19 protein-coding genes are annotated in these 17931 nt (G+C 65.2%); 12 read left to right on the top strand and 7 right to left on the bottom strand.

The window, feature by feature from the left end; all coding sequences use genetic code 11:
- Both queF and DX905_RS10015 read left to right on the top strand, forming a co-directional pair.
- Entirely contained in the window at nt 1-447 is a 447-nt protein-coding gene (queF, locus tag DX905_RS10020) for a preQ(1) synthase (RefSeq protein WP_116091223.1), read from the top strand.
- A gap of 22 nt (nt 448-469) precedes the next feature.
- On the top strand, nt 470-838 hold the full coding sequence (locus DX905_RS10015) for a hypothetical protein (protein WP_116091222.1): 369 nt from the start codon (nt 470-472) through the stop codon (nt 836-838).
- Here DX905_RS10015 and DX905_RS10010 read toward each other — a convergent pair.
- From DX905_RS10010 to DX905_RS09995, 4 genes are all read right to left on the bottom strand, one after another.
- Nucleotides 810-1253 carry a hypothetical protein gene (locus DX905_RS10010; protein WP_116091221.1) on the bottom strand — a complete coding sequence of 148 codons (444 nt, stop codon included), beginning with the start codon at nt 1251-1253 and terminating at the stop codon, nt 810-812. The two genes, DX905_RS10015 and DX905_RS10010, sit on opposite strands and share 29 nt — an antisense overlap.
- On the bottom strand, nt 1250-2197 hold the full coding sequence (locus DX905_RS10005) for an isopenicillin N synthase family dioxygenase (RefSeq protein WP_116091220.1): 948 nt from the start codon (nt 2195-2197) through the stop codon (nt 1250-1252). The genes DX905_RS10010 and DX905_RS10005 overlap by 4 nt, the downstream gene beginning before the upstream one ends.
- Nucleotides 2198-2422: 225 nt before the next feature.
- A complete protein-coding gene (locus DX905_RS10000; RefSeq protein ID WP_116092468.1) occupies nt 2423-4054 on the bottom strand; it encodes a helicase HerA-like domain-containing protein in 1632 nt (543 codons plus the stop codon).
- Between the two features lie 27 nt (nt 4055-4081).
- On the bottom strand, nt 4082-5302 hold the full coding sequence (locus DX905_RS09995; RefSeq protein ID WP_116091219.1) for a PQQ-dependent sugar dehydrogenase: 1221 nt from the start codon (nt 5300-5302) through the stop codon (nt 4082-4084).
- A gap of 206 nt (nt 5303-5508) precedes the next feature.
- Here DX905_RS09995 and rimP point away from each other — a divergent pair, with 206 nt between their 5' ends.
- The 7 genes from rimP (at nt 5509) to DX905_RS16055 (ending at nt 12029) form a co-directional block, all read left to right on the top strand.
- Entirely contained in the window at nt 5509-6033 is a 525-nt protein-coding gene (gene rimP, locus DX905_RS09990) for a ribosome maturation protein RimP (RefSeq protein WP_116091218.1), read from the top strand.
- Between the two features lie 9 nt (nt 6034-6042).
- On the top strand, nt 6043-7665 hold the full coding sequence (nusA, locus tag DX905_RS09985) for a transcription termination factor NusA (protein WP_116091217.1): 1623 nt from the start codon (nt 6043-6045) through the stop codon (nt 7663-7665).
- Entirely contained in the window at nt 7665-7895 is a 231-nt protein-coding gene (locus tag DX905_RS09980) for a tautomerase family protein (protein WP_116091216.1), read from the top strand. The genes nusA and DX905_RS09980 overlap by 1 nt, the downstream gene beginning before the upstream one ends.
- Before the next feature lie 79 nt (nt 7896-7974).
- Entirely contained in the window at nt 7975-8637 is a 663-nt protein-coding gene (locus tag DX905_RS09975) for an RNA-binding protein (protein WP_240320950.1), read from the top strand.
- Between the two features lie 65 nt (nt 8638-8702).
- The gene (gene infB / locus DX905_RS09970) at nt 8703-11252 is read left to right on the top strand and encodes a translation initiation factor IF-2 (protein ID WP_116091214.1); all 2550 of its coding nucleotides are present in this window, start codon (nt 8703-8705) and stop codon (nt 11250-11252) included.
- A 56-nt stretch (nt 11253-11308) separates the two neighbouring features.
- Nucleotides 11309-11707, top strand: a complete 399-nt coding sequence (gene rbfA, locus DX905_RS09965) for a 30S ribosome-binding factor RbfA (RefSeq protein ID WP_116091213.1) — start codon at nt 11309-11311, stop codon at nt 11705-11707.
- A 145-nt stretch (nt 11708-11852) separates the two neighbouring features.
- Nucleotides 11853-12029: a hypothetical protein gene (locus DX905_RS16055; protein WP_162875550.1), complete on the top strand. Its 177-nt coding sequence runs from the start codon at nt 11853-11855 to the stop codon at nt 12027-12029.
- Between the two features lie 861 nt (nt 12030-12890).
- Here DX905_RS16055 and DX905_RS09955 read toward each other — a convergent pair.
- The gene (locus DX905_RS09955) at nt 12891-13106 is read right to left on the bottom strand and encodes a hypothetical protein (protein WP_116091211.1); all 216 of its coding nucleotides are present in this window, start codon (nt 13104-13106) and stop codon (nt 12891-12893) included.
- A 111-nt stretch (nt 13107-13217) separates the two neighbouring features.
- Here DX905_RS09955 and DX905_RS09950 point away from each other — a divergent pair, with 111 nt between their 5' ends.
- Entirely contained in the window at nt 13218-14510 is a 1293-nt protein-coding gene (locus DX905_RS09950; protein WP_116091210.1) for a homoserine dehydrogenase, read from the top strand.
- A 4-nt stretch (nt 14511-14514) separates the two neighbouring features.
- On the opposite strand, the gene DX905_RS09945 is transcribed toward DX905_RS09950, so the two are convergent.
- Nucleotides 14515-14970: a hypothetical protein gene (locus DX905_RS09945; RefSeq protein ID WP_116091209.1), complete on the bottom strand. Its 456-nt coding sequence runs from the start codon at nt 14968-14970 to the stop codon at nt 14515-14517.
- Between the two features lie 182 nt (nt 14971-15152).
- Here DX905_RS09945 and glpX point away from each other — a divergent pair, with 182 nt between their 5' ends.
- Together glpX and DX905_RS09935 are read left to right on the top strand one after the other, a co-directional pair.
- Nucleotides 15153-16127, top strand: coding sequence for a class II fructose-bisphosphatase (glpX, locus tag DX905_RS09940; RefSeq protein WP_116091208.1), 975 nt, complete (start codon nt 15153-15155; stop codon nt 16125-16127).
- A gap of 305 nt (nt 16128-16432) precedes the next feature.
- The gene (locus DX905_RS09935) at nt 16433-16627 is read left to right on the top strand and encodes a hypothetical protein (protein ID WP_116091207.1); all 195 of its coding nucleotides are present in this window, start codon (nt 16433-16435) and stop codon (nt 16625-16627) included.
- 7 nt (nt 16628-16634) lie between these two features.
- Here the strand turns inward: DX905_RS09935 and DX905_RS09930 are convergent, their stop codons facing one another.
- Nucleotides 16635-17909 carry a dipeptidase gene (locus DX905_RS09930; protein WP_116091206.1) on the bottom strand — a complete coding sequence of 425 codons (1275 nt, stop codon included), beginning with the start codon at nt 17907-17909 and terminating at the stop codon, nt 16635-16637.
- Nucleotides 17910-17931 lie beyond the last annotated feature (22 nt).

Here is a 17931-nt window from a genome sequence, read left to right as displayed (position 1 = left end):
ATGACAATCACCCATCTCGGTCAGCCATCGGCGCTGCCCGCCTCCCCCGACGCCGCGACGTTGGACTATGTCCCCAATCCCCGTCCCGGCCGGCTTTATCTGGTGCGCTTCACCGCGCCTGAATTCACGTCGCTTTGCCCGGTCACCGGTCAGCCCGACTTCGCCCACCTCGTTATCGATTATGCCCCGGGGGAGACGATCGTCGAATCCAAGTCGCTCAAGCTCTTCCTCGGGTCGTTCCGCAATCACGCTGCCTTCCACGAGGATTGCACCGTCGGCATCGGCGAACGTCTGGTGGCGGAGATGAAGCCGAAATGGCTGCGCATCGGCGGCTATTGGTATCCGCGCGGCGGCATTCCGATCGACGTCTTCTGGCAAACCGGGGCGCCGCCCGCCGACCTGTGGCTGCCCGATCAGGGCGTGCCGTCCTATCGCGGCCGCGGCTGACATATTCATTGAGGAGAGAGATATGAAGCGCCTCGCACTCCCCCTGGCCGGCCTGGTTCTGGTGGCGACGCCGCTCCAGGCGGTCACCATTGCCAATCCGGCCAGCGACCAGCTCGCCAAATTGACGAGCCTGCAGCGGCGCGGCGCCCTGCGCGGCGCATTGCTCGATTCGGGCTATGCCTGCACGCGGGTGGAAAAGGCGGCCATCCAGGGACCTTGGAAGAATATGATCATGTGGCGCGCGCAATGTTCGGCCACCGATCCACGCTACGATTACGCGGTCTTCGTCGGCCCGGATAGATCGATCCAGGCACGGCCCTGCGCCGATCTGGCCGAATTGAAGCTGCCCCGCTGCCGCCCCTTCAGCGCGACGAAACCATCGCGCCGATAGTCGGCTCTTTCGCCTCCGACAGCTGAACCCAGTAACGGCCGGGCTTCAGATCATATTCGACGATTTTAGCGATCCCGGAGCAGGCGGGACCATGGCTATGCGCCGCGGTCTTCAACCGCTTGCCATGATCGACAAGGTTCATCCAGGCATCGGATGAGAGCGCGAACCGATAGCGGCCGGCGCGGCTGGCGGTGATCGGGAAGTAGCCGCCATAGGTGCCCGCCTTGGCGGGCCGGAGCAAGGCGGGTTCGAAGTGAACCCCGGTCGCGGGCTTGAGCGGCAGCGTCGCCTCTTTTCCGATGGCAAGCGTCGAACCGGCGCCATGGCCCCAGCCTTCGAAGCCGGCCACCGGCTGCATGCGAATGCAGACGGGCTGGGCGGTTGCAGCGGCCCCTGCCAGCAACAATGCGATCATATCAATTTGATCTCCCTCAGGCGTTGCAGAAGATAATCGTGGGCGGTGATCGGCTCGGGATAAAGATTGGGCCGCTCCGGAGAGATGCACTGCGGCAGCGTCTCGATCAGATAATCGGGCCGGAAGTGCAGAAAGAAGGGCATCGAATAGCGCGCGACGCCGCGCCGCTCCGGCGCCGGATTCATCACGCGGTGGGTGGTCGAGCGCAGCACATTGTTGGTCAGCCGCTGCAGCATGTCGCCGACATTGACGGCGAGCTCCCCTTCGCGCGGTTGGACGGGCAGCCAATTGCCGTCGCGATCGAGCAATTGCAGGCCGGCCTCTTCGGCGCCGAGCAGCAGGGTGATGGTGTTGATGTCCTCGTGCGCGCCGGCGCGGATCGAAGGTCCGTCCGCGCCCATCGGCGGATAATGAAGCAGCCGCAGGACGCTGTTGCCGTCGCGGACGGTATCTTCGAAGAAGTCCGGCGCGAGCTTCAGGTAGCGCGCGATCGCGCGCAGCAGCCGCGCCCCGGCCGCGTCCAGCGCGTTGAACAAGGCAAGCTCGGCCTGCTTGAAGTCGGCAAGTTCGTCCGGCCACAGATTGGGCGCCATCATATCGGCGAAAGGATGGCCCTCGGGCAATTCACGCCCGACGTGCCAGAATTCCTTGAGATCGTGCGCCTTGGCATCCTTGGCGGTTTCAATCCCGAACGGCGTGTAGCCGCGCGCGCCGCCTTTGCCGGTATGGTAAGCGCGCTTTGCCTCCTCAGGCAGCGCGAAGAACTTCTTCGCCTGCGCCTCCGCCTCGGCGATCACCTCGGTCGGCACCCCATGGTCCGAGACGATCGCGAAGCCGTACCGCTCAAACGATCCGCCGAGCGCCTGGGCGAAACCTTCGGGGTCGTCCGCCTCCTGCGCGAGTGAGACGGTCGGGACGGCGGGTCGGTCTAGAGTCGTGGCCATAAGCCGGTTCTAATCGGCCCGGGATGCAAAATCACGGGATGATTCAACCCAAGCCATAGCCCGAAAAAAATGTCCAGCATGGCGCGTAAAGCCCTTTTCCATGTTGCGCCCGCCGGCGCCCGGCACTATATGTTCGCTAAATGTTCCACGTGAAACGCGGCTCGTCAAGCACAATCATCAAGTTCGTTTCTGGTGTTTTTTTAATTTCGGGGGGCAAGAGCCGCGTCACCGCCCCTTGAACAGTCCGCCCAGCAAGCCGCGCAGCAACTGGCCGCCGAGCTGGCCCGCGACTTGCCGCCCGACGGACGACGCGACCGACCGCGCCGCCGATTGAAGCATCTTGTCGGTCAGCGTCGGCTTGGCTGCCTCCCGTGCTGCCGCCGCCTCGGCACGCGCTTCCGCCTGCGCCTGTAGCTGCGCGGTACGGGCTGCTTCGCGGTCGCGCCGCGCCTGCTCCTGGGCATCTAGCCGGGCCTGTGCGGCGGCGGCCTTGGCCTGCTCCGCCTGCGCCTTGGCCGCTACGGCCTGCGCCTGCGCCTGCGCTGCCGCCGCCCTGGCGTCGCCAGCCTTGGCCGCAAGCATTTCCGCCGCGCTTTCGCGGTTGATGAGCGTGTCATATTTGCCCGCCAGCGGCGAGGTCGAGACGATGATCGCGCGCTCCTTGTCGGTCAGCGGCCCGGCGCGGGAGAAGGGCGGCCGGATCAGCGTGCGCGCCACCGGGCTCGGCGCGCCGTCCGCCTGCAGCAGCGACACCAATGCCTCGCCGACCTTCAGCTCGGTGATCGCGGTCGCGACGTCCACGCCCGGGCTCGCCCGGAACGTCGTCGCGGCCGACTGGACCGCTTTCTGCTCGCGCGGGGTAAAGGCGTTCAACTTGTGCTGGATGCGATTGCCAAGCTGGCCGGCGACATCGTCGGGAACATCGATCGGGTTCTGCGTGATGAAATAGACGCCGACACCCTTCGAGCGGATCAAGCGCACGACCTGCTCGATCTTGTCGAGCAATGCCGGGGCCGCGTCGTCGAACAGCAGGTGCGCCTCGTCGAAGAAGAAGACGAGCTTGGGTTTATCGGGATCGCCGACCTCGGGCAGCGTCTCGAACAACTCGCTCAGCAGCCACAGCAGGAAGGTGGCATAGAGCTTGGGCGCGGCCATCAACTTGTCGGCGGCGAGTATGTTGACGATACCCTTCCCGTCTTCGCCGACGATCAGCATGTCGTGAATGTCGAGCGCGGGCTCACCGAAGAAATTGTCGCCGCCCTGCGCCTCGAGCTGCAGCAATTGCCGCTGGATCGTGCCGACCGTGGCGCGGGTGACGTTGCCATAATGCGCGGATAGATCGGCCGCATTCTCCGCCGCCCAGGCCAGCATCGCCTGCAGATCGGCAAGATCGAGCAGCAGCATGCCCTGTTCGTCGGCAGCCTTGAATACCAGCTGCAATACGCCTTCCTGGACCTCGTTGAGGTCCATCAGCCGCGCGAGCAATAACGGCCCCATCTCGCTGATCGTCGTGCGGATGGGATGGCCTTGCCGACCGAACAAATCCCAGAAGATCACCGGATTGTCGGCATAGGCCCAGTCGGTCATGCCGATATCGGCCGCACGCTGCGCGAAGGCGGCATGGGTCGGCGCCATCGCCGATCCCGGCATGGCCAGCCCCGACAGATCGCCCTTCACGTCGGCGACGAACACCGGCACCCCGGCGCGACTGAAGCCTTCGGCAATCCCCTGCAGCGTCACCGTCTTGCCGGTGCCGGTGGCGCCGGCGATCAGACCATGGCGATTGGCACGCTTGAGATTGAGCTCCTCGCGCTCGCCACCCGCAGTCGCGCCGACGAAAATGCTGCCGTCCGCCAAGATCACGCTCCTCTTACTGTGCCAGGCTTATTGCTTGGGCGTCAGGCGCAGCAGGCGACCGTCCTTGCCGTCTTCGAGCAGCCACAATGCGCCGTCGGGGCCGGCCACTACGTCGCGGATGCGCTTGCCCATGGCGAAGCGTTCCGCCTCGCGCGGGGTGCCGCCATCGAACGAGACGCGGATCAGCGATTGCGCCGCCATACCGCCGATGAACGCCGATCCCTTCCACTGCGGGAAAAGCGAGCCGTAATAAAAGGTCAGCCCACCCGGCGCGATTACCGGCGTCCAGTAAAGCGTGGGCTTCTGGAACTCGGGATGGCCTTCGGGGCTCGGAATCGGCTTGCCATTGTAGTTCATGCCGTAGCTGACGAGCGGCCAGCCGTAATTTTTGCCGGGCTCGATCAGGTTGAGCTCGTCACCCCCCTTGGGACCCATTTCGGTTTCCCACAATTTGCCGGCGGCATCGAACGCCAGGCCATATTGATTGCGGTGCCCGCTGGTCCAGGTTTCCGCAGGCACAAGATTGGGGGCGGGCACCTTGACCTGGCGCGCAGGCGCGGTTTTGGCCGCGATCGTGTCGGACGGCGGATCGAAGACGGAGAGCGTGGTCGCGCCCGTCCTGCCGGCGCCCGGATTATTGGCCGCAGGTTTTCCGTCGAGCGTGAGGTGCAGAATCTTGCCTAGCGCCGAATTGGGATCCTGTGCCGGCGTGAAGCGCTGCCGCTCGCCGGACGACAGGAACAGACTTTTGCCGTTGGGCGCAAAAGCGATGTAGGCGCCGAACTGGCCACCCTTGCCCTTGGCCCAGTCGCGCCAGATCACCTTCATTCCCTCGAGTCGCGCCGTGCCGTTGCCGATCACCAATTTTCCGCGTGCCAGCGCCAGGCTCGATCCGCCCTCGCCCGGCTCCGAATAGGTTAGATAGACTATACCGTCTTTGGCAAAGGTCGGCGCGGTTGCAATCGAGAGCAGGCCGCCCTGGCCGGCATAGGCGACCGCGGGCACGCCGGTGACTTCGATCTTGTTCATGCCCGGCGTGACCAGCCAGACCTTGCCGGGCTTTTCGGTGACGAGAATGCGCTGGTCGGGCAGGAAAGCGAGCTTCCACGGCACGTCGAAGGTGGCCACCGGGGTTGCCGTGAACGGCTGATCGGCAGTGGGCTTGGTATCGCCATAATTGATCTGGGCGGAGCCGTAGGCCGGCAACAGGGCGAACAAGGCGGCAGCGGTCAGTGCATGACGGAGCATCGATCATCCTCAAGACGTGTTATTTTGCTCGGGATAGCGCCTCACCGCCTCCGCTCCTAGCGGAGATGCGACCGACTATCGCAGCGACTTGCAGCCGCGGGCGCGACCGCCTATGTGGCCATCGTCTTCTCGACATTGGAAACTCTGCCGAGGCCGGCGCCGCAAGGCACCGGCGCGAAGGCGCTTAGGATTTTCAGATAGAGACCATGACGGACATTGCCGCGCTGACGAAGTTGATCGAGCCCGAGGCGCAAGCGCTCGGATTCGCACTCGTGCGCGTCGCGATGTTCGGCGGCCGGACCGATCCGACGCTGCAGGTGATGGCCGAGCGGCCCGATACCCGCCAGCTGGGACTGGAGGATTGCGAGGCATTGTCGCGTCGTATTTCCGACGTGCTCGACGCGAGCGATCCGATCGAGGAGGCGTATCGCCTCGAAGTATCGTCGCCAGGCATCGATCGCCCGCTCACCCGGGGGCAGGATTATACTGACTGGGCGGGCTTCGACGCGCGCATCCGGCTCGCGGCACCGCTTAATGGCCGCAAGCAATTCGACGCGAAGATCGTCGGACTCGAAGGCGACACCGTGAAGGTGTATGCTGACAAGGTCGGCGAAATAGAGATTCCGTTCGGCCAGATCGCCAGCGCCAAGCTGTTGCTGACCGACGAACTAATCAAGGCAACCGCGCCGCTCTCGACCGAGGGCGCGGACCGGATTTCACAGGAAGGATGAGTTAAGTCCATGGCTACTGCCATTTCCGCCAACAAGGCCGAGCTGCTTGCCATCGCCGACGCCGTCGCGCGTGAGAAGCTGATCGACAAGGCGATCGTGATCGAGGCGATGGAGGACGCGATCCAGCGCGCCGCCAAGGCCCGTTATGGCGCCGAGAACGACATTCGCGCCAAGATCGATACCAGCGCCGGCGACGTCCGCTTGTGGCGCGTCGTCGAGGTCGTCGAAGAGGTCGAGAATTACTTCACCCAGGTGTCGGTTGCCGAGGCGCAGAAATTGCAGCCGGGCGCGGTATTGGGCGATTATATCGTCGATCCGCTGCCGAACATCGAGTTTGGCCGCATCGCCGCCCAGGCCGCCAAGCAAGTGATCTTCCAGAAGGTCCGCGATGCCGAGCGCGAGCGTCAATATGAGGAATTCAAGGATCGCGCGGGCGAGATCATCGTCGGCACGGTCAAGTCGGTCGAGTTCGGCCATGTCGTTGTCAATCTCGGCCGCGCCGAGGGTGTAATCCGGCGCGACCAGCAAATCCCGCGCGAAGTGCTGCGCAAGGACGATCGCGTGCGCGCTTTGATCATGAAGGTCGTCCGCGAGAATCGCGGGCCGCAGATCTTCCTGAGCCGCGCGCATCCGGACTTCATGAAGAAGTTGTTCGCGCAGGAAGTGCCCGAAATCTACGACGGCATCATCGAGATCAAGGCCGCCGCCCGCGACCCGGGCTCGCGTGCCAAGATCGGCGTGATCAGCCGCGACAGCTCGATCGACCCGGTCGGCGCCTGCGTCGGCATGAAGGGCAGCCGCGTCCAGGCGGTCGTGCAGGAGCTCCAGGGCGAGAAGATCGACATCATTCCCTGGTCGCCCGACAATGCGACCTTCGTCGTGAACGCACTGCAGCCGGCTCAAGTCGCGCGCGTCATGATCGACGAGGAAGAAGAGCGGATCGAAGTGGTCGTTCCCGACGATCAGCTCAGCCTCGCCATCGGCCGTCGCGGCCAGAATGTCCGTCTCGCCAGCCAACTGACCGGCAAGGCGATCGACATCCTGACCGAGGCGGATGCGAGCGAGAAGCGCCAGCGCGAATTCGTCCAGAATAGCGAGATCTTCCAGAACGAGCTCGACGTCGACGAGACGCTCGCGCAGTTGCTGGTCGCCGAGGGCTTCACCAGCCTTGAGGAAGTCGCTTATGTCGAGCCAGAGGAACTGGCCCAGATCGAAGGCCTCGATACCGAGATTGCCGGTGAGCTCCAGAATCGCGCGGCCGAGGCGATCGATCGCCGCGAGCAGGCGAATCGCGCAGAGCGCACCGCGCTTGGCGTCGAGGATGCCGTCGGCGAATTGCCGCACATCACCGAAGCGATGATGGTCACGCTCGGCAAGGCGGGCATCAAGACGCTCGACGATGTCGGCGATCTTTCGACCGACGAACTGATCGAGAAGCCGCGCGCTGAGCCGCGCCGCCGCAAGGAAGGCGCGCCTGCGCCGAAGCCCGACAAGGGCGGCGTGCTCTCTTCCTACGGTTTGACGATGGACCAGGGCCAGGAGATCATCATGGCGGCGCGTCAGGCCGCCGGCTGGTTCGGCGACGAGGAAGCACCGGAAGCCGAAGCCGACACGACGGAGGCCGACGCCTGATGCCGTTCATCGCGATCGAACTGGCGGGATCCGCAACGCGCGAGCAGAAGGCGGCCATCGTCGCCGATATCACGCGTTCGATGGTCGAGCGGTTGGGGAAGCCCGCCGCCGCCGTCCAGGTCGTGATCAACGAGCATAGCCCCGAAAATTATGGCGCGAACGGCATTCTCATCGCCGACCGCCCCGCCGCTCCTGCACAGGAGGTCGCGAACGCGAATGGCGGACAATGATCGGCAGGGTTTAGACGCCGGGCACCCCCCTCTCCCGCGGGCGGGAGAGGCTGAGGGCACGATTGTGCCCGCAGCAGATATTATCGCGGGGGAGGACGACACCCCAATTCTTCCGCCGCACGGGAAGGCGGACCCGGAACGCACCTGCGTGCTATCCGGCAAGAAGGCATCGCGCGACGAGCTGATCCGGCTGGCGCTCGGCCCCGACGGAATCGTCGCGCCCGATGTTCGTGCCAAGGCGCCCGGCCGCGGCGCCTGGATCGGGGTCGATCGGGCCACGCTGGAAGAGGCCATCACCAAGGGCAAGCTCGGTAAGGCGCTGTCGCGCGCGTTCAAGACCGCGGTCAATGTTCCGGCCGATCTCGCCGATCAGATCGAGCGCGCGCTGGAGCGCGCGACGCTCGATCGGCTCGGGCTCGAGGCGCGCGCCGGCCAGATCGTGACCGGTACCGAAAAGATCATCGACACCGCGCGCAAGGGCGGGGTCGAGCTGCTGCTTCACGCGCGGGACGCCGCGGCAGACGGCACGCGCAAGCTGGACCAGGCGCTGCGCGTCGGGCTGGACGCCGAAGGTTCTGACCTGCGTGGTCTGGCAATCCCGGCAACGCGCGCCATATTGTCGATGGCGCTTGGGCGCGAGAATGTGGTACATCTTGCGTTGATCGCGCCGGCCGCCGCCGCGCGCGTCAACCAGGCGCTCGGCCGGTGGCGCGGCTTTATTGGACTGGATGGTGTGTCTTAGCCCTTGCGAGGCTTTCGCAAGGTGCGTTCGACGCACAGTGATTTTATGAGGGTTCGGGTTACTAGATGAGCGATAACGAAAAGCCGAAACTGGGTCTTAGCGTGCCGCTGGGCGTGCGCCGTACGGTTGAGACGGGCAAGGTGAAGCAGAGCTTCTCCCATGGCCGCTCGAACACGGTCATCGTCGAGACCAAGAAGGCTCGCATCCTGCGCAAGCCGGGGGATCCCGCGCCTGCTCCGGAGCCAGAAGTTGAAGCCGCGGTCGAAGCCCCTGCCCCGGTCGCAGCGCCTGTGGCGCCGCGCCCGCAGCCGGCGGCGCCGGTTCCGCCCGCGCGCGCGATGACGCCGCTCGAACGGCGCGAGCAGCAGGAACGCCTGCTGCGCGAAGCCGAAGAGGCGCGCATGAACGCGCTGGAGGAAGCGCGCCGCCGCCAGGACAATGCCGCCCGCGAGGCGACCGAGGAAGAAAAGCGCCGCGCCGAGGAAAATCGCCGCGCGGCCGAAGAGGCTGCTGCCAATCCGCCCGCGGAGCCTGTCACGGCGCCTGCCCCGGAACCGGAAGCCGCTGCCGAAACGCCACTGCCTGCCGCCGAAGCCGGTGACGAGGAAGCGGAACGCCGCCCCGGTGGCGAGCCGCCGCCGCGCCGTTTCACGCCGGTTATTGCGCCCAAGCGTCCCGAACCGCCGGCGCGTCCGTCACGCGGTCGCCAGGGCGATGATCGCCGCCAATCGGGCAAGCTTACCGTCACCCGCGCACTGGACGATGGCGACGGCGGCGCGCGCGCACGCAGCCTCGCCGCGCTCAAGCGGGCGCGTGAAAAGGACAAGCGCGCCCATCAGGCGGGCGGGCCTACCGTCAAGCAGGTGCGCGACGTGGTCGTGCCGGAAGCCATCACCGTCGCCGAACTCGCCAATCGTATGGCGGAGCGTACCGCGGATCTGGTGAAGGCGTTATTCAAGATGGGCACGCCGGTCACCTCCAATCAGGTGATCGACCAGGACACGGCCGAGCTGATGGTCAGCGAATTCGGCCATAATATCCGCCGCGTTTCCGAAAGCGATGTCGACATTGTCACCGAGGTCGACGTCGATCCCGCCGACACGCTGCAGCCCCGTGCGCCGGTCGTCACGATCATGGGCCATGTCGATCACGGCAAGACGAGCCTGCTCGATGCGCTGCGCGGTACTGATGTCGCCGCTGGCGAGGCGGGCGGAATCACCCAGCATATCGGCGCTTATGTCGTGACGCAGAAGGACGGATCGAAGATCACCTTCCTCGACACGCCGGGCCACGAAGCCTTCAGCTCGATGCGCGCACGTGGTGCCGATGTGACTGACATCGTCGTGATCGTGGTGGCGGGTGACGACGGCATCCGTCCGCAGACGATCGAGGCGATCCAGCACACCAAGGCTGCCGAAAAGCCGATGATCGTGGCCATCAACAAGATGGATAAGCCGGGCTCCAACGCCCAGCGCGTGCGGGAAGCCCTGCTGCAATATGACGTCCAGGTCGAAGAGATGGGCGGCGACGTTCAGGATGTGGAGGTTTCCGCCACCGCCAAGACCGGGCTTGACGAACTGATCGAGAAGATCCAGCTCCAGGCGGAACTGCTCGAACTGACGGCAAACCCCGACCGCGCCGCCGAGGGTGTCGTGATCGAGGCACAGCTCGACAAGGGCCGTGGCCCGGTCGCGACCGTGCTCGTCCGCCGCGGCACGCTCCGAACCGGCGACATTTTCGTCGTCGGTGCCGAGAGCGGCAAGGTCCGCGCCCTGGTCGACGACAAGGGCAAGCAGGTGAAGACTGCCGGCCCCTCCACCCCGGTGGAGATCCTCGGCATGTCCGGCGTTCCGTCGGCGGCCGATCAGCTGACCGTGGTCGAGAATGAGGCGCGCGCGCGCGAGGTCGCTTCCTATCGGGCCAGCGTCATCCAGCAGAAGCGTACCACCAGCGCGCCCGCGTCGCTCGAATCGATGTTCTCGGCGCTGCGCGACAAGCAGGCGCAGCAATATCCCGTCGTCATCAAGGCCGACGCTCAAGGCTCGGTCGAAGCGATCGTCGGTTCGCTCAACAAGATCTCGACGGACGATATCCAGGTCCGCATCCTCAGCGCGGGCGTGGGCGGCATTACGGAAAGCGACGTCAGCCTGGCGTCGGCATCGAAGGCGCCGATCATCGGCTTCAACGTCCGCGCCAATGCCAAGGCGCGCGAGATCGCCACGCGGGACGGGGTCGCGCTTAAATATTACGACGTGATCTACGATCTGCTCGATGAGATCCGGGCGGCCATGGCGGGCCAGCTCGGCCCGGAATATTTCGAGACGGTCGTCGGCCGCGCCGAAATCCGCGAGGTCTTCTCCGCCGGCAAGCACGGCAAGGCGGCAGGCCTGCTCGTTACCGAAGGCTATATCCGCAAGGCCTTGCGGGCGCGCGTCACGCGGGACGACGTCATCATCTACACCGGCGCCATCGCGTCGCTCCGACGCTTCAAGGATGACGTGGCCGAAGTCCGCGCCGGCCTGGAATGCGGCGTCACGCTCGAAGGATCGATCGACATCAAGGCGGGCGATTTCCTTGAGACGTTCGAAGTCGAAGAGCGCGAGCGCACGCTGTAAGTTGTTCGTCGCCCCCGCGGTTGTCGGGGTGACGCAACCTTGGGAAGGCCGGCGTCATGCGGCACAATGAGAGCCCTGAAGGAAAATCGGTCCGCATCCTGCGGGTGGGCGAGCAGGTGCGCCATATCCTTGCCGAGATATTGATGCGCGGCGACGTCCATGACGAGGTGCTCGCCTCGCATCTTGTGTCGGTGACCGAGGTGCGGATGTCGCCTGACCTGAAACATGCGATCGTATTCGTGAAGCCCTTGCTCGGTGCGGACGAGGAAAAGGTGCTCAAGGCGCTGCGCACCAACACGGCCTATTTCCAGAGTGAAGTCGCCAAGCGCGTGAATCTCAAATATGCCGCCAAAATCCGGTTTCGCCCGGACGAAAGCTTTGACGAGGGTGCGCGCATCGACGAGTTGCTGCGCAAGCCAGCGGTCGCGCGCGACCTCGATCCGGGCGACGTCTGACCGGTTACGAGAACGCTCGAGCGAATCGATTCCGCGACTCACCCCGACTCATGATATGCGAGTCGCGCGACCGGCCCGTGAGCCAGGGTTCGGTGAGACTCGAGCGACAGAACGGCTCCCGCTTTTGGCGTGAAGGAGACCGGCTATGGACCTGATCGACCTATATCATCGTCGCGGCATATCGTTGGTGCGCTCGAAGCTTGGACGGTCGCCGGCTGCGCGCCGCGGTTATTGCAAGCTGGCGCGACTTTATGCCGAGCAGATCGAGCGCCAGCGCGCCGAACGCAGCCCGGACGCGATCGAGTTCATTCCAGCGCTCTGACCGCGATCAAGGTTGGTCGCTCTCGGAGCTGCTGAGTCCGAGAGTTGCGGCTGCACGTAGGCGGTCTCCCGACACTGTAGTGCGCGCATGAATTGGGGCAGCAGGCTTTCGGCGCACACCTGATCGGGCGACCGCTCAACAACGAAAATGGGGGCTGGTGTCTCCACCAGCCCCCACTGCGCCGAGCTGGCTCCGGTCTCCAAAGATCCCTTGCGGGCTCTGGTCCTTGATCGCTCAGGCGTCGCTGCTTTGCCTCGGGCCGAAGCCTCCAGCTGGTCAGCGGCCCTTCTTGGAGCATCGATCGCTGACGTTAGCCTTGCGGCCCCATCTGCCATCGCTGCTCTTCCGGCGCCCTCCGCAACTTCCGTTCCGCGTCTCCCCGAAGGGTTTCGCGGTCCTTCCGCTTCGGATGTCCTCTAGGTTCTGGCTCTTCCGTTTCCGTCCGAGCCCGTCTCCCGAGCACATCCAGAAGCTCTCATGCCCGGCCGAGTCGCGCCAGCGGAAAATAGGGGGGCAGCCCTGTGGATAACGAGGATAACGGGGGTCTTTTCATGCAAACGTCACATAATTCGATACGGGCGAATTGCTTCGGGCAGCGGCGAATCGGATATTGAGCCAAACCACGCCCCAACAGCCTTTAGCGGCTGCCATGACTGGGCGCGTCGGCGCCTGTGCCCGGTCGGGGAGGCTGGCGAGGTTCAAGGTCGCCCGTGTCGCCGCCGGCGGCGTCTGAGTCGAAATCCTCAGGCGTACCACCACCACCGGCGCCCGCGCCGGAGCCATGGACGCTGCCATCCTTCGCAACCGACGCCCGGTGGCCGCGCTCTGCGCCCCCCGGATCGCCTTGGTTGGGATCATCGATCATTGACCGGAAACGTCCACCGGCTGGCTCTGCTTCGATATATCGGGGCCCGACCCAGCGGCTCCGGCGCCGCCCATATGGCCCATCGTCTGATCGACACGATCGCCCGACTGTCCGAATTGCTCGCGCTTGGCGAAGTCTTTCGCCTCGATAGCGGCGCGCTCTTCCTCGGTCAGCGTACCGGTCTCGTCCAGCGGGGTCTGTTCGTCGGCCATGATCACTCTCCTTACAAATCACAGGCAGAACGAAGGGGAGCGCGCACCCGTTCCAGGCAATGCGGCGGGCCGCGGGCTTGCAACGTCGGACTGCACAGCTAGGGGGAAAAGATGGCAGAGAAGCTCCGTATCGCCCTCGCAGGGCTCGGCACCGTCGGCGCGGGCGTGGTCAAGGTTCTGGCGCAGAATGCGGCGCTGATCGAGCGCCGCGCCGGACGAGGGCTGGAAATCGTGGCGGTCTCCGCGCGCGACCGCACGCGCGACCGCGGCATCGATCTTACCGGCGTGGATTGGGTCGACGACACGGCCAGCCTGGCCGCGCGCGACGATGTCGACGCGGTGGTGGAACTAATCGGTGGGTCCGACGGCCCGGCGCTGACGCTGGCGCGCGCGACACTTGCCCATGGCAAGGCGCTCGTCACGGCCAACAAGGCCATGCTTGCCCACCACGGCCTCGAACTTGCCGCGGCGGCGGAAGCGGCGGGCACCGCGCTCAAATATGAAGCCGCGGTCGCCGGCGGTGTGCCCGTGATCAAGGGCCTGCGCGAGGGTGCGGCCGCCAATGTGATCGACCATGTCTATGGCGTGCTCAACGGCACCTGCAATTACATCCTGACGACGATGGAAGCCGAAGGCCGCGACTTTACCGAGGTCCTCGGCGAGGCGCAGGCGCTCGGCTTTGCCGAGGCCGATCCCAGTTTCGACATTGATGGTATCGATGCCGCGCACAAGCTGGCCATCCTCTCCAGCCTGGCGTTCGGCACGGAGATCGATTTCGGCGCGGTCGCGATCACCGGCATCCGCCATGTGCTGGCAGCCGACATCGCGGAAGCTGCGGCGCTCGGTTTCCGGGTGCGCCTGGTCGGGTTCGGCGAGGCCAATGCCAAGGGGCTGTTCCAGCGGGTCCATCCCTGCCTCGTCCCGCTCGGCCATCCCCTCGCCCACGTCACCGGATCGTTGAATGCGGTTGTGGCCGAGGGCAATTTCGTCGGCCGCTTGCTGTTCCAGGGACGCGGCGCAGGCGAGGGGCCGACGGCAAGTGCCGTCGTCGCCGATCTCATCGACATTGCGCGGCGCGAATATGGCCCCGCCTTTGCCATGCCGGTAAAGAGCTTGATCAAAGCGAACGCTGCCCCCGCCGGCGAGCGTCGCGGCCGCGCCTATCTGCGCTTCACGGTCAGCGACCGTCCGGGCGTATTGGCCGAGCTGACCGCCGCGATGCGGGATGCAGGCGTGTCGATCGAAAGCCTGATCCAGCGCGGTGCGACAGCCGACGGCAGCGTGCTGCTGGTGATGGTCACCCATGAGGGGCCTGAGCGCTGCGTCATCGCCGCGCTCGACAAGCTTGAGGGCTCACCCAGTCTGCTGGGCGCGCCGATGCTGATGCATATTCTGGAAGGCTAACGGGTCACCGCTGTCCCGGATGCTGACGATCGGCATGATCGGAGGCAGCCTCCGGATCGACGATCGCGCGGACGAGCTGTACGCCCGCGGCCGCTGCGGCGATCAAGTTGACCGGGCCGCCGCCGCCGCAATCGACCGGTCCGCATGAATCGGGGTTTGCAAGTCCGCCCGATGCGCCCGGAATTTCCCCGGTAGCCGTGCGCGGACCGGCACGCGGCCCGCGCTCGTCCGGTAACGGCAGGCGGTTGGCGGAACCACCCCGTCCATTGCCGCACACGACTACTTCGTTCGCGTGTGTCGGCACCGGGCATGGTGCGTAGCCATGGCGATATTGATCTCGATAAAGCGCGATGGCCTGCTGCGCGGGAGTGGTCCTTGAATTGGGCGGAATCTCCGGGCCGATTGGCGCTGCGAAGGCCGGGCCGGCTCCAATGACAATCGCGGCAAGGATCAGGCGCATGTGCGTCTCCGTCGGCGATTCGCAACATGCGTAAAAATCGGCATTTTGGCCATAGATCGAGCGCGACCGTGGTCACGGCCGGCTGGTGTCCGCAAAATGCAAAGCGCTACCAGCGTGTTTCTCGACAAGGTCACATGCCCAGCCTATCGCGCCGTCACCCCAATAGAGGAACAGGCACGACGATGGCGGTGAAGGCTTCAAAGACGCTCGATCGCGTGCTTGTGTTGGAAATGGTGCGGGTGACGGAGGCCGCGGCGATCGCCGCCTCCGGCCTGGTCGGGCGTGGCGACGAGAAGGCTGCCGACGCCGCGGCGGTGGAGGCGATGCGCCAGGCATTCAACGAACTGGATTTCGACGGCACCGTGGTGATCGGCGAGGGCGAACGCGACGAGGCGCCGATGCTCTATATCGGCGAGAAGGTCGGTAGGGGCACCGGTCCCAAGATCGACATCGCGCTCGACCCGCTCGAGGGAACCACGATCACCGCCAAGGCCGGACCCAATGCGCTCGCGGTGCTCGCCATCGCCGAGGAGGGCTGTCTGCTCAACGCGCCCGACGTCTATATGGAAAAGATCGCGATCGGCCCCGGCTTCGCCAAGAACCTCGTCAGCCTGAAGCGCACCCCGACCGAAAACGTCCACGCTTTGGCCAAGGCCAAGGGCGTCGCCCCGAATGAGATCATCGCCTGCGTGCTCGACCGGCCGCGCCATGACAAATTGATCGCAGAGCTGCGCGCCATCGGTTGCGGCGTGATGCTGATCCCCGATGGCGACGTCGCCGGCGTGATCGCGGTCAGCAACCCCGAGACGACGATCGATATTTATATGGGCTCCGGCGGTGCGCCGGAAGGCGTGCTGGCGGCGGCGGCGCTCGCCTGTGTCGGCGGCCAGTTCGAAGGACGTCTGTTGTTCCGCAACGACGACGAGCGCGCGCGCGCGGGCAAATGGGGGGTGACCGATCTCGATCGCATCTATCAGCTGCAGGATCTGGTGCGCGGCGACGCGATCTTTGCCGCCACGGGCGTTACCGACGGCTCGCTGCTACAGGGCGTGAAGCGCCGGGCGGGCAAGATGACGACCGACAGCGTCGTGATGCGCGCCAGTTCCGGAACTGTGCGCTGGGTGAAGGGCGAGCACCGGCGCGGGATTATCGACTGATACTTCCCGAACTTGTCGTAATTTACGCCACCGGTTGGCGATCCTCGCCATCTCCGCGGCACATTTCGCCCGGAAACGCCTCTTGCAGGCAATTGGCACGCTCCCTGCAAAGTGTTTTGCATCGCCGGAATGGTTCGGCGACATGACACTTCAGGGAGACCTACAATGCTCAACAATGCTTCTTCGCTCGTGACCCAGCTCGGCGTCGGCTTCTTCGCTTTCGTCGTTAGCGCGACCTGCATCCTCGCCGCCGTTGGCCCCGTCCACGTCGCATGATCGGCTTCCACTCTAAGAAGGAGAGGAACATGATCCGAGAAGACTATAATCCCCAGGTGCCGAGCCGCGGCCTGCTGTTCGGCACCTGCGCGGAAATCAGCCAGTCGAGCGGCGTGCCGGCTCTGGCAGTCCGTGCCGCCGCGGTCATCGCGCTGTGCGTCTGGTTCAAGCTGACTTTGCTCGCTTATTGCGGCATCGCGATTTACTACCGCTTCCGGCGCTGACGCGGGATCACTTCCCGCCGTCCAGCACCGGTTGCGTCGCCGTCGCGGGCAATTCGCTTTTCATCGACGCCGCGACCTTCTCCGCCGCTTCCATCACCCTCAGCACATTGCCGCCGGCGAGCTTCGCCGCATCGGCATCGCTCCAGCCGCGCCGCAGCAACTCCGCCAACAGCGCGGGATAGGTGGCGACGCTTTCGAGCCCCTCCGGCAGGCTGTTGCCGACGCCATCATAATCCGAGCCGAGCCCGACATGGTCGATTCCGGCCACTTTGACGATATGATCGATGTGATCGGCGACCTGGGCCAAGGTTACCTGCGGCTCGGGGTGCGCCTTGTGCCATTGCTCCAGAGCGGCAGCAGCCTTATCGGGCTGGCCGATATACAGCCCCGCATAGGGCGGCGCATTCATGCGCGTCTTTTCCGCGGCTTCGTCCGCGGCCCAGCGGCGATACGCATCGGACACGTAGGACCGCGAGTAGTTAACCATCACCACACCCCCGTTGGCGGCGACGAGTTTGAGCAGCGTGTCCGATACGTTACGCGGATGATCGTCGACGCCGCGGGCTCCGGAATGCGAGAAGATGACCGGCGCCTTGGTGACGCGCAGTGCATCCTGCATCGTATCTTCATTGACGTGGCTGAGGTCGACCAGCATTCCCAGCCGGTTGAGTTCATGGACCACCGCCTCGCCGAACGGGGTCAGCCCGCCATGCTTCGGATCGTCGGTCGCCGAATCCGCCCACTCGATCGTCTTGGCGTGCGTGAGTGTCAGATAGCCGGCACCAAACGCCTTGTAGGCGCGCAACACGGAAAAGCTGTTGTCGATCTGGTTGCCGCCCTCGACGCCAATCATGCTTGCGATCCGGCCGGCCTTATGGATGCGACGCACATCGGCAGCGGTGACTGCGAGCTCGAACGTTTGCGGATAACGGGCGACGATGGTCCGGATGAGATCGATCTCCTCCAGCGTCTCCTTGACCTGTTCGAGCGGCGGCAGACTGGCCGACACCCACGCCGACCAGAATTGCCCGCCGACCATGCCCTGCCGCAGCCGGGTGATATCGGTGTTATATGGCACCGCGCGCTGCCCGAGGCCGTTCGTCAGATCGATCGTCCACCGCCTCTCGCCTTCGCGCTCGCGCAGCGATTCCGCCCAGTCATTGTGACCGTCGATCAGCGGCGTCGCCTTGAGAATGCGCGCGACGCGGGCGGCAATCGCGTCCGGTGGTGCGGCGACCGAGGGTGTGGCGAGCAGAATGGCGGCGAGGATCGTGAAGCGCATCAGTGGACGATGGCGCGGAACC

The sequence above is a fragment of the Sphingomonas crusticola genome (genome assembly GCF_003391115.1).
In the GTDB taxonomy this organism is placed as follows: domain Bacteria; phylum Pseudomonadota; class Alphaproteobacteria; order Sphingomonadales; family Sphingomonadaceae; genus Sphingomonas_I; species Sphingomonas_I crusticola.
The sequence above is the reverse complement of the archived record's forward strand: the minus strand, read 5'-3'. Positions and strand labels throughout refer to the sequence as shown.

Coding starts and splice junctions, on each gene's coding strand:
- queF (WP_116091223.1), top strand. CDS start 1: ATGACAATCACCCATCTCGGTCAGCCATCGGCGCTGCCCGCCTCCCCC.
- DX905_RS10015 (WP_116091222.1), top strand. CDS start 470: ATGAAGCGCCTCGCACTCCCCCTGGCCGGCCTGGTTCTGGTGGCGACG.
- DX905_RS10010 (WP_116091221.1), bottom strand. CDS start 1,253: ATGATCGCATTGTTGCTGGCAGGGGCCGCTGCAACCGCCCAGCCCGTC.
- DX905_RS10005 (WP_116091220.1), bottom strand. CDS start 2,197: ATGGCCACGACTCTAGACCGACCCGCCGTCCCGACCGTCTCACTCGCG.
- DX905_RS09995 (WP_116091219.1), bottom strand. CDS start 5,302: ATGCTCCGTCATGCACTGACCGCTGCCGCCTTGTTCGCCCTGTTGCCG.
- rimP (WP_116091218.1), top strand. CDS start 5,509: ATGACGGACATTGCCGCGCTGACGAAGTTGATCGAGCCCGAGGCGCAA.
- nusA (WP_116091217.1), top strand. CDS start 6,043: ATGGCTACTGCCATTTCCGCCAACAAGGCCGAGCTGCTTGCCATCGCC.
- DX905_RS09980 (WP_116091216.1), top strand. CDS start 7,665: ATGCCGTTCATCGCGATCGAACTGGCGGGATCCGCAACGCGCGAGCAG.
- infB (WP_116091214.1), top strand. CDS start 8,703: ATGAGCGATAACGAAAAGCCGAAACTGGGTCTTAGCGTGCCGCTGGGC.
- rbfA (WP_116091213.1), top strand. CDS start 11,309: ATGCGGCACAATGAGAGCCCTGAAGGAAAATCGGTCCGCATCCTGCGG.
- DX905_RS16055 (WP_162875550.1), top strand. CDS start 11,853: ATGGACCTGATCGACCTATATCATCGTCGCGGCATATCGTTGGTGCGC.
- DX905_RS09955 (WP_116091211.1), bottom strand. CDS start 13,106: ATGGCCGACGAACAGACCCCGCTGGACGAGACCGGTACGCTGACCGAG.
- DX905_RS09950 (WP_116091210.1), top strand. CDS start 13,218: ATGGCAGAGAAGCTCCGTATCGCCCTCGCAGGGCTCGGCACCGTCGGC.
- DX905_RS09945 (WP_116091209.1), bottom strand. CDS start 14,970: ATGCGCCTGATCCTTGCCGCGATTGTCATTGGAGCCGGCCCGGCCTTC.
- glpX (WP_116091208.1), top strand. CDS start 15,153: ATGGCGGTGAAGGCTTCAAAGACGCTCGATCGCGTGCTTGTGTTGGAA.
- DX905_RS09935 (WP_116091207.1), top strand. CDS start 16,433: ATGATCCGAGAAGACTATAATCCCCAGGTGCCGAGCCGCGGCCTGCTG.
- DX905_RS09930 (WP_116091206.1), bottom strand. CDS start 17,909: ATGCGCTTCACGATCCTCGCCGCCATTCTGCTCGCCACACCCTCGGTC.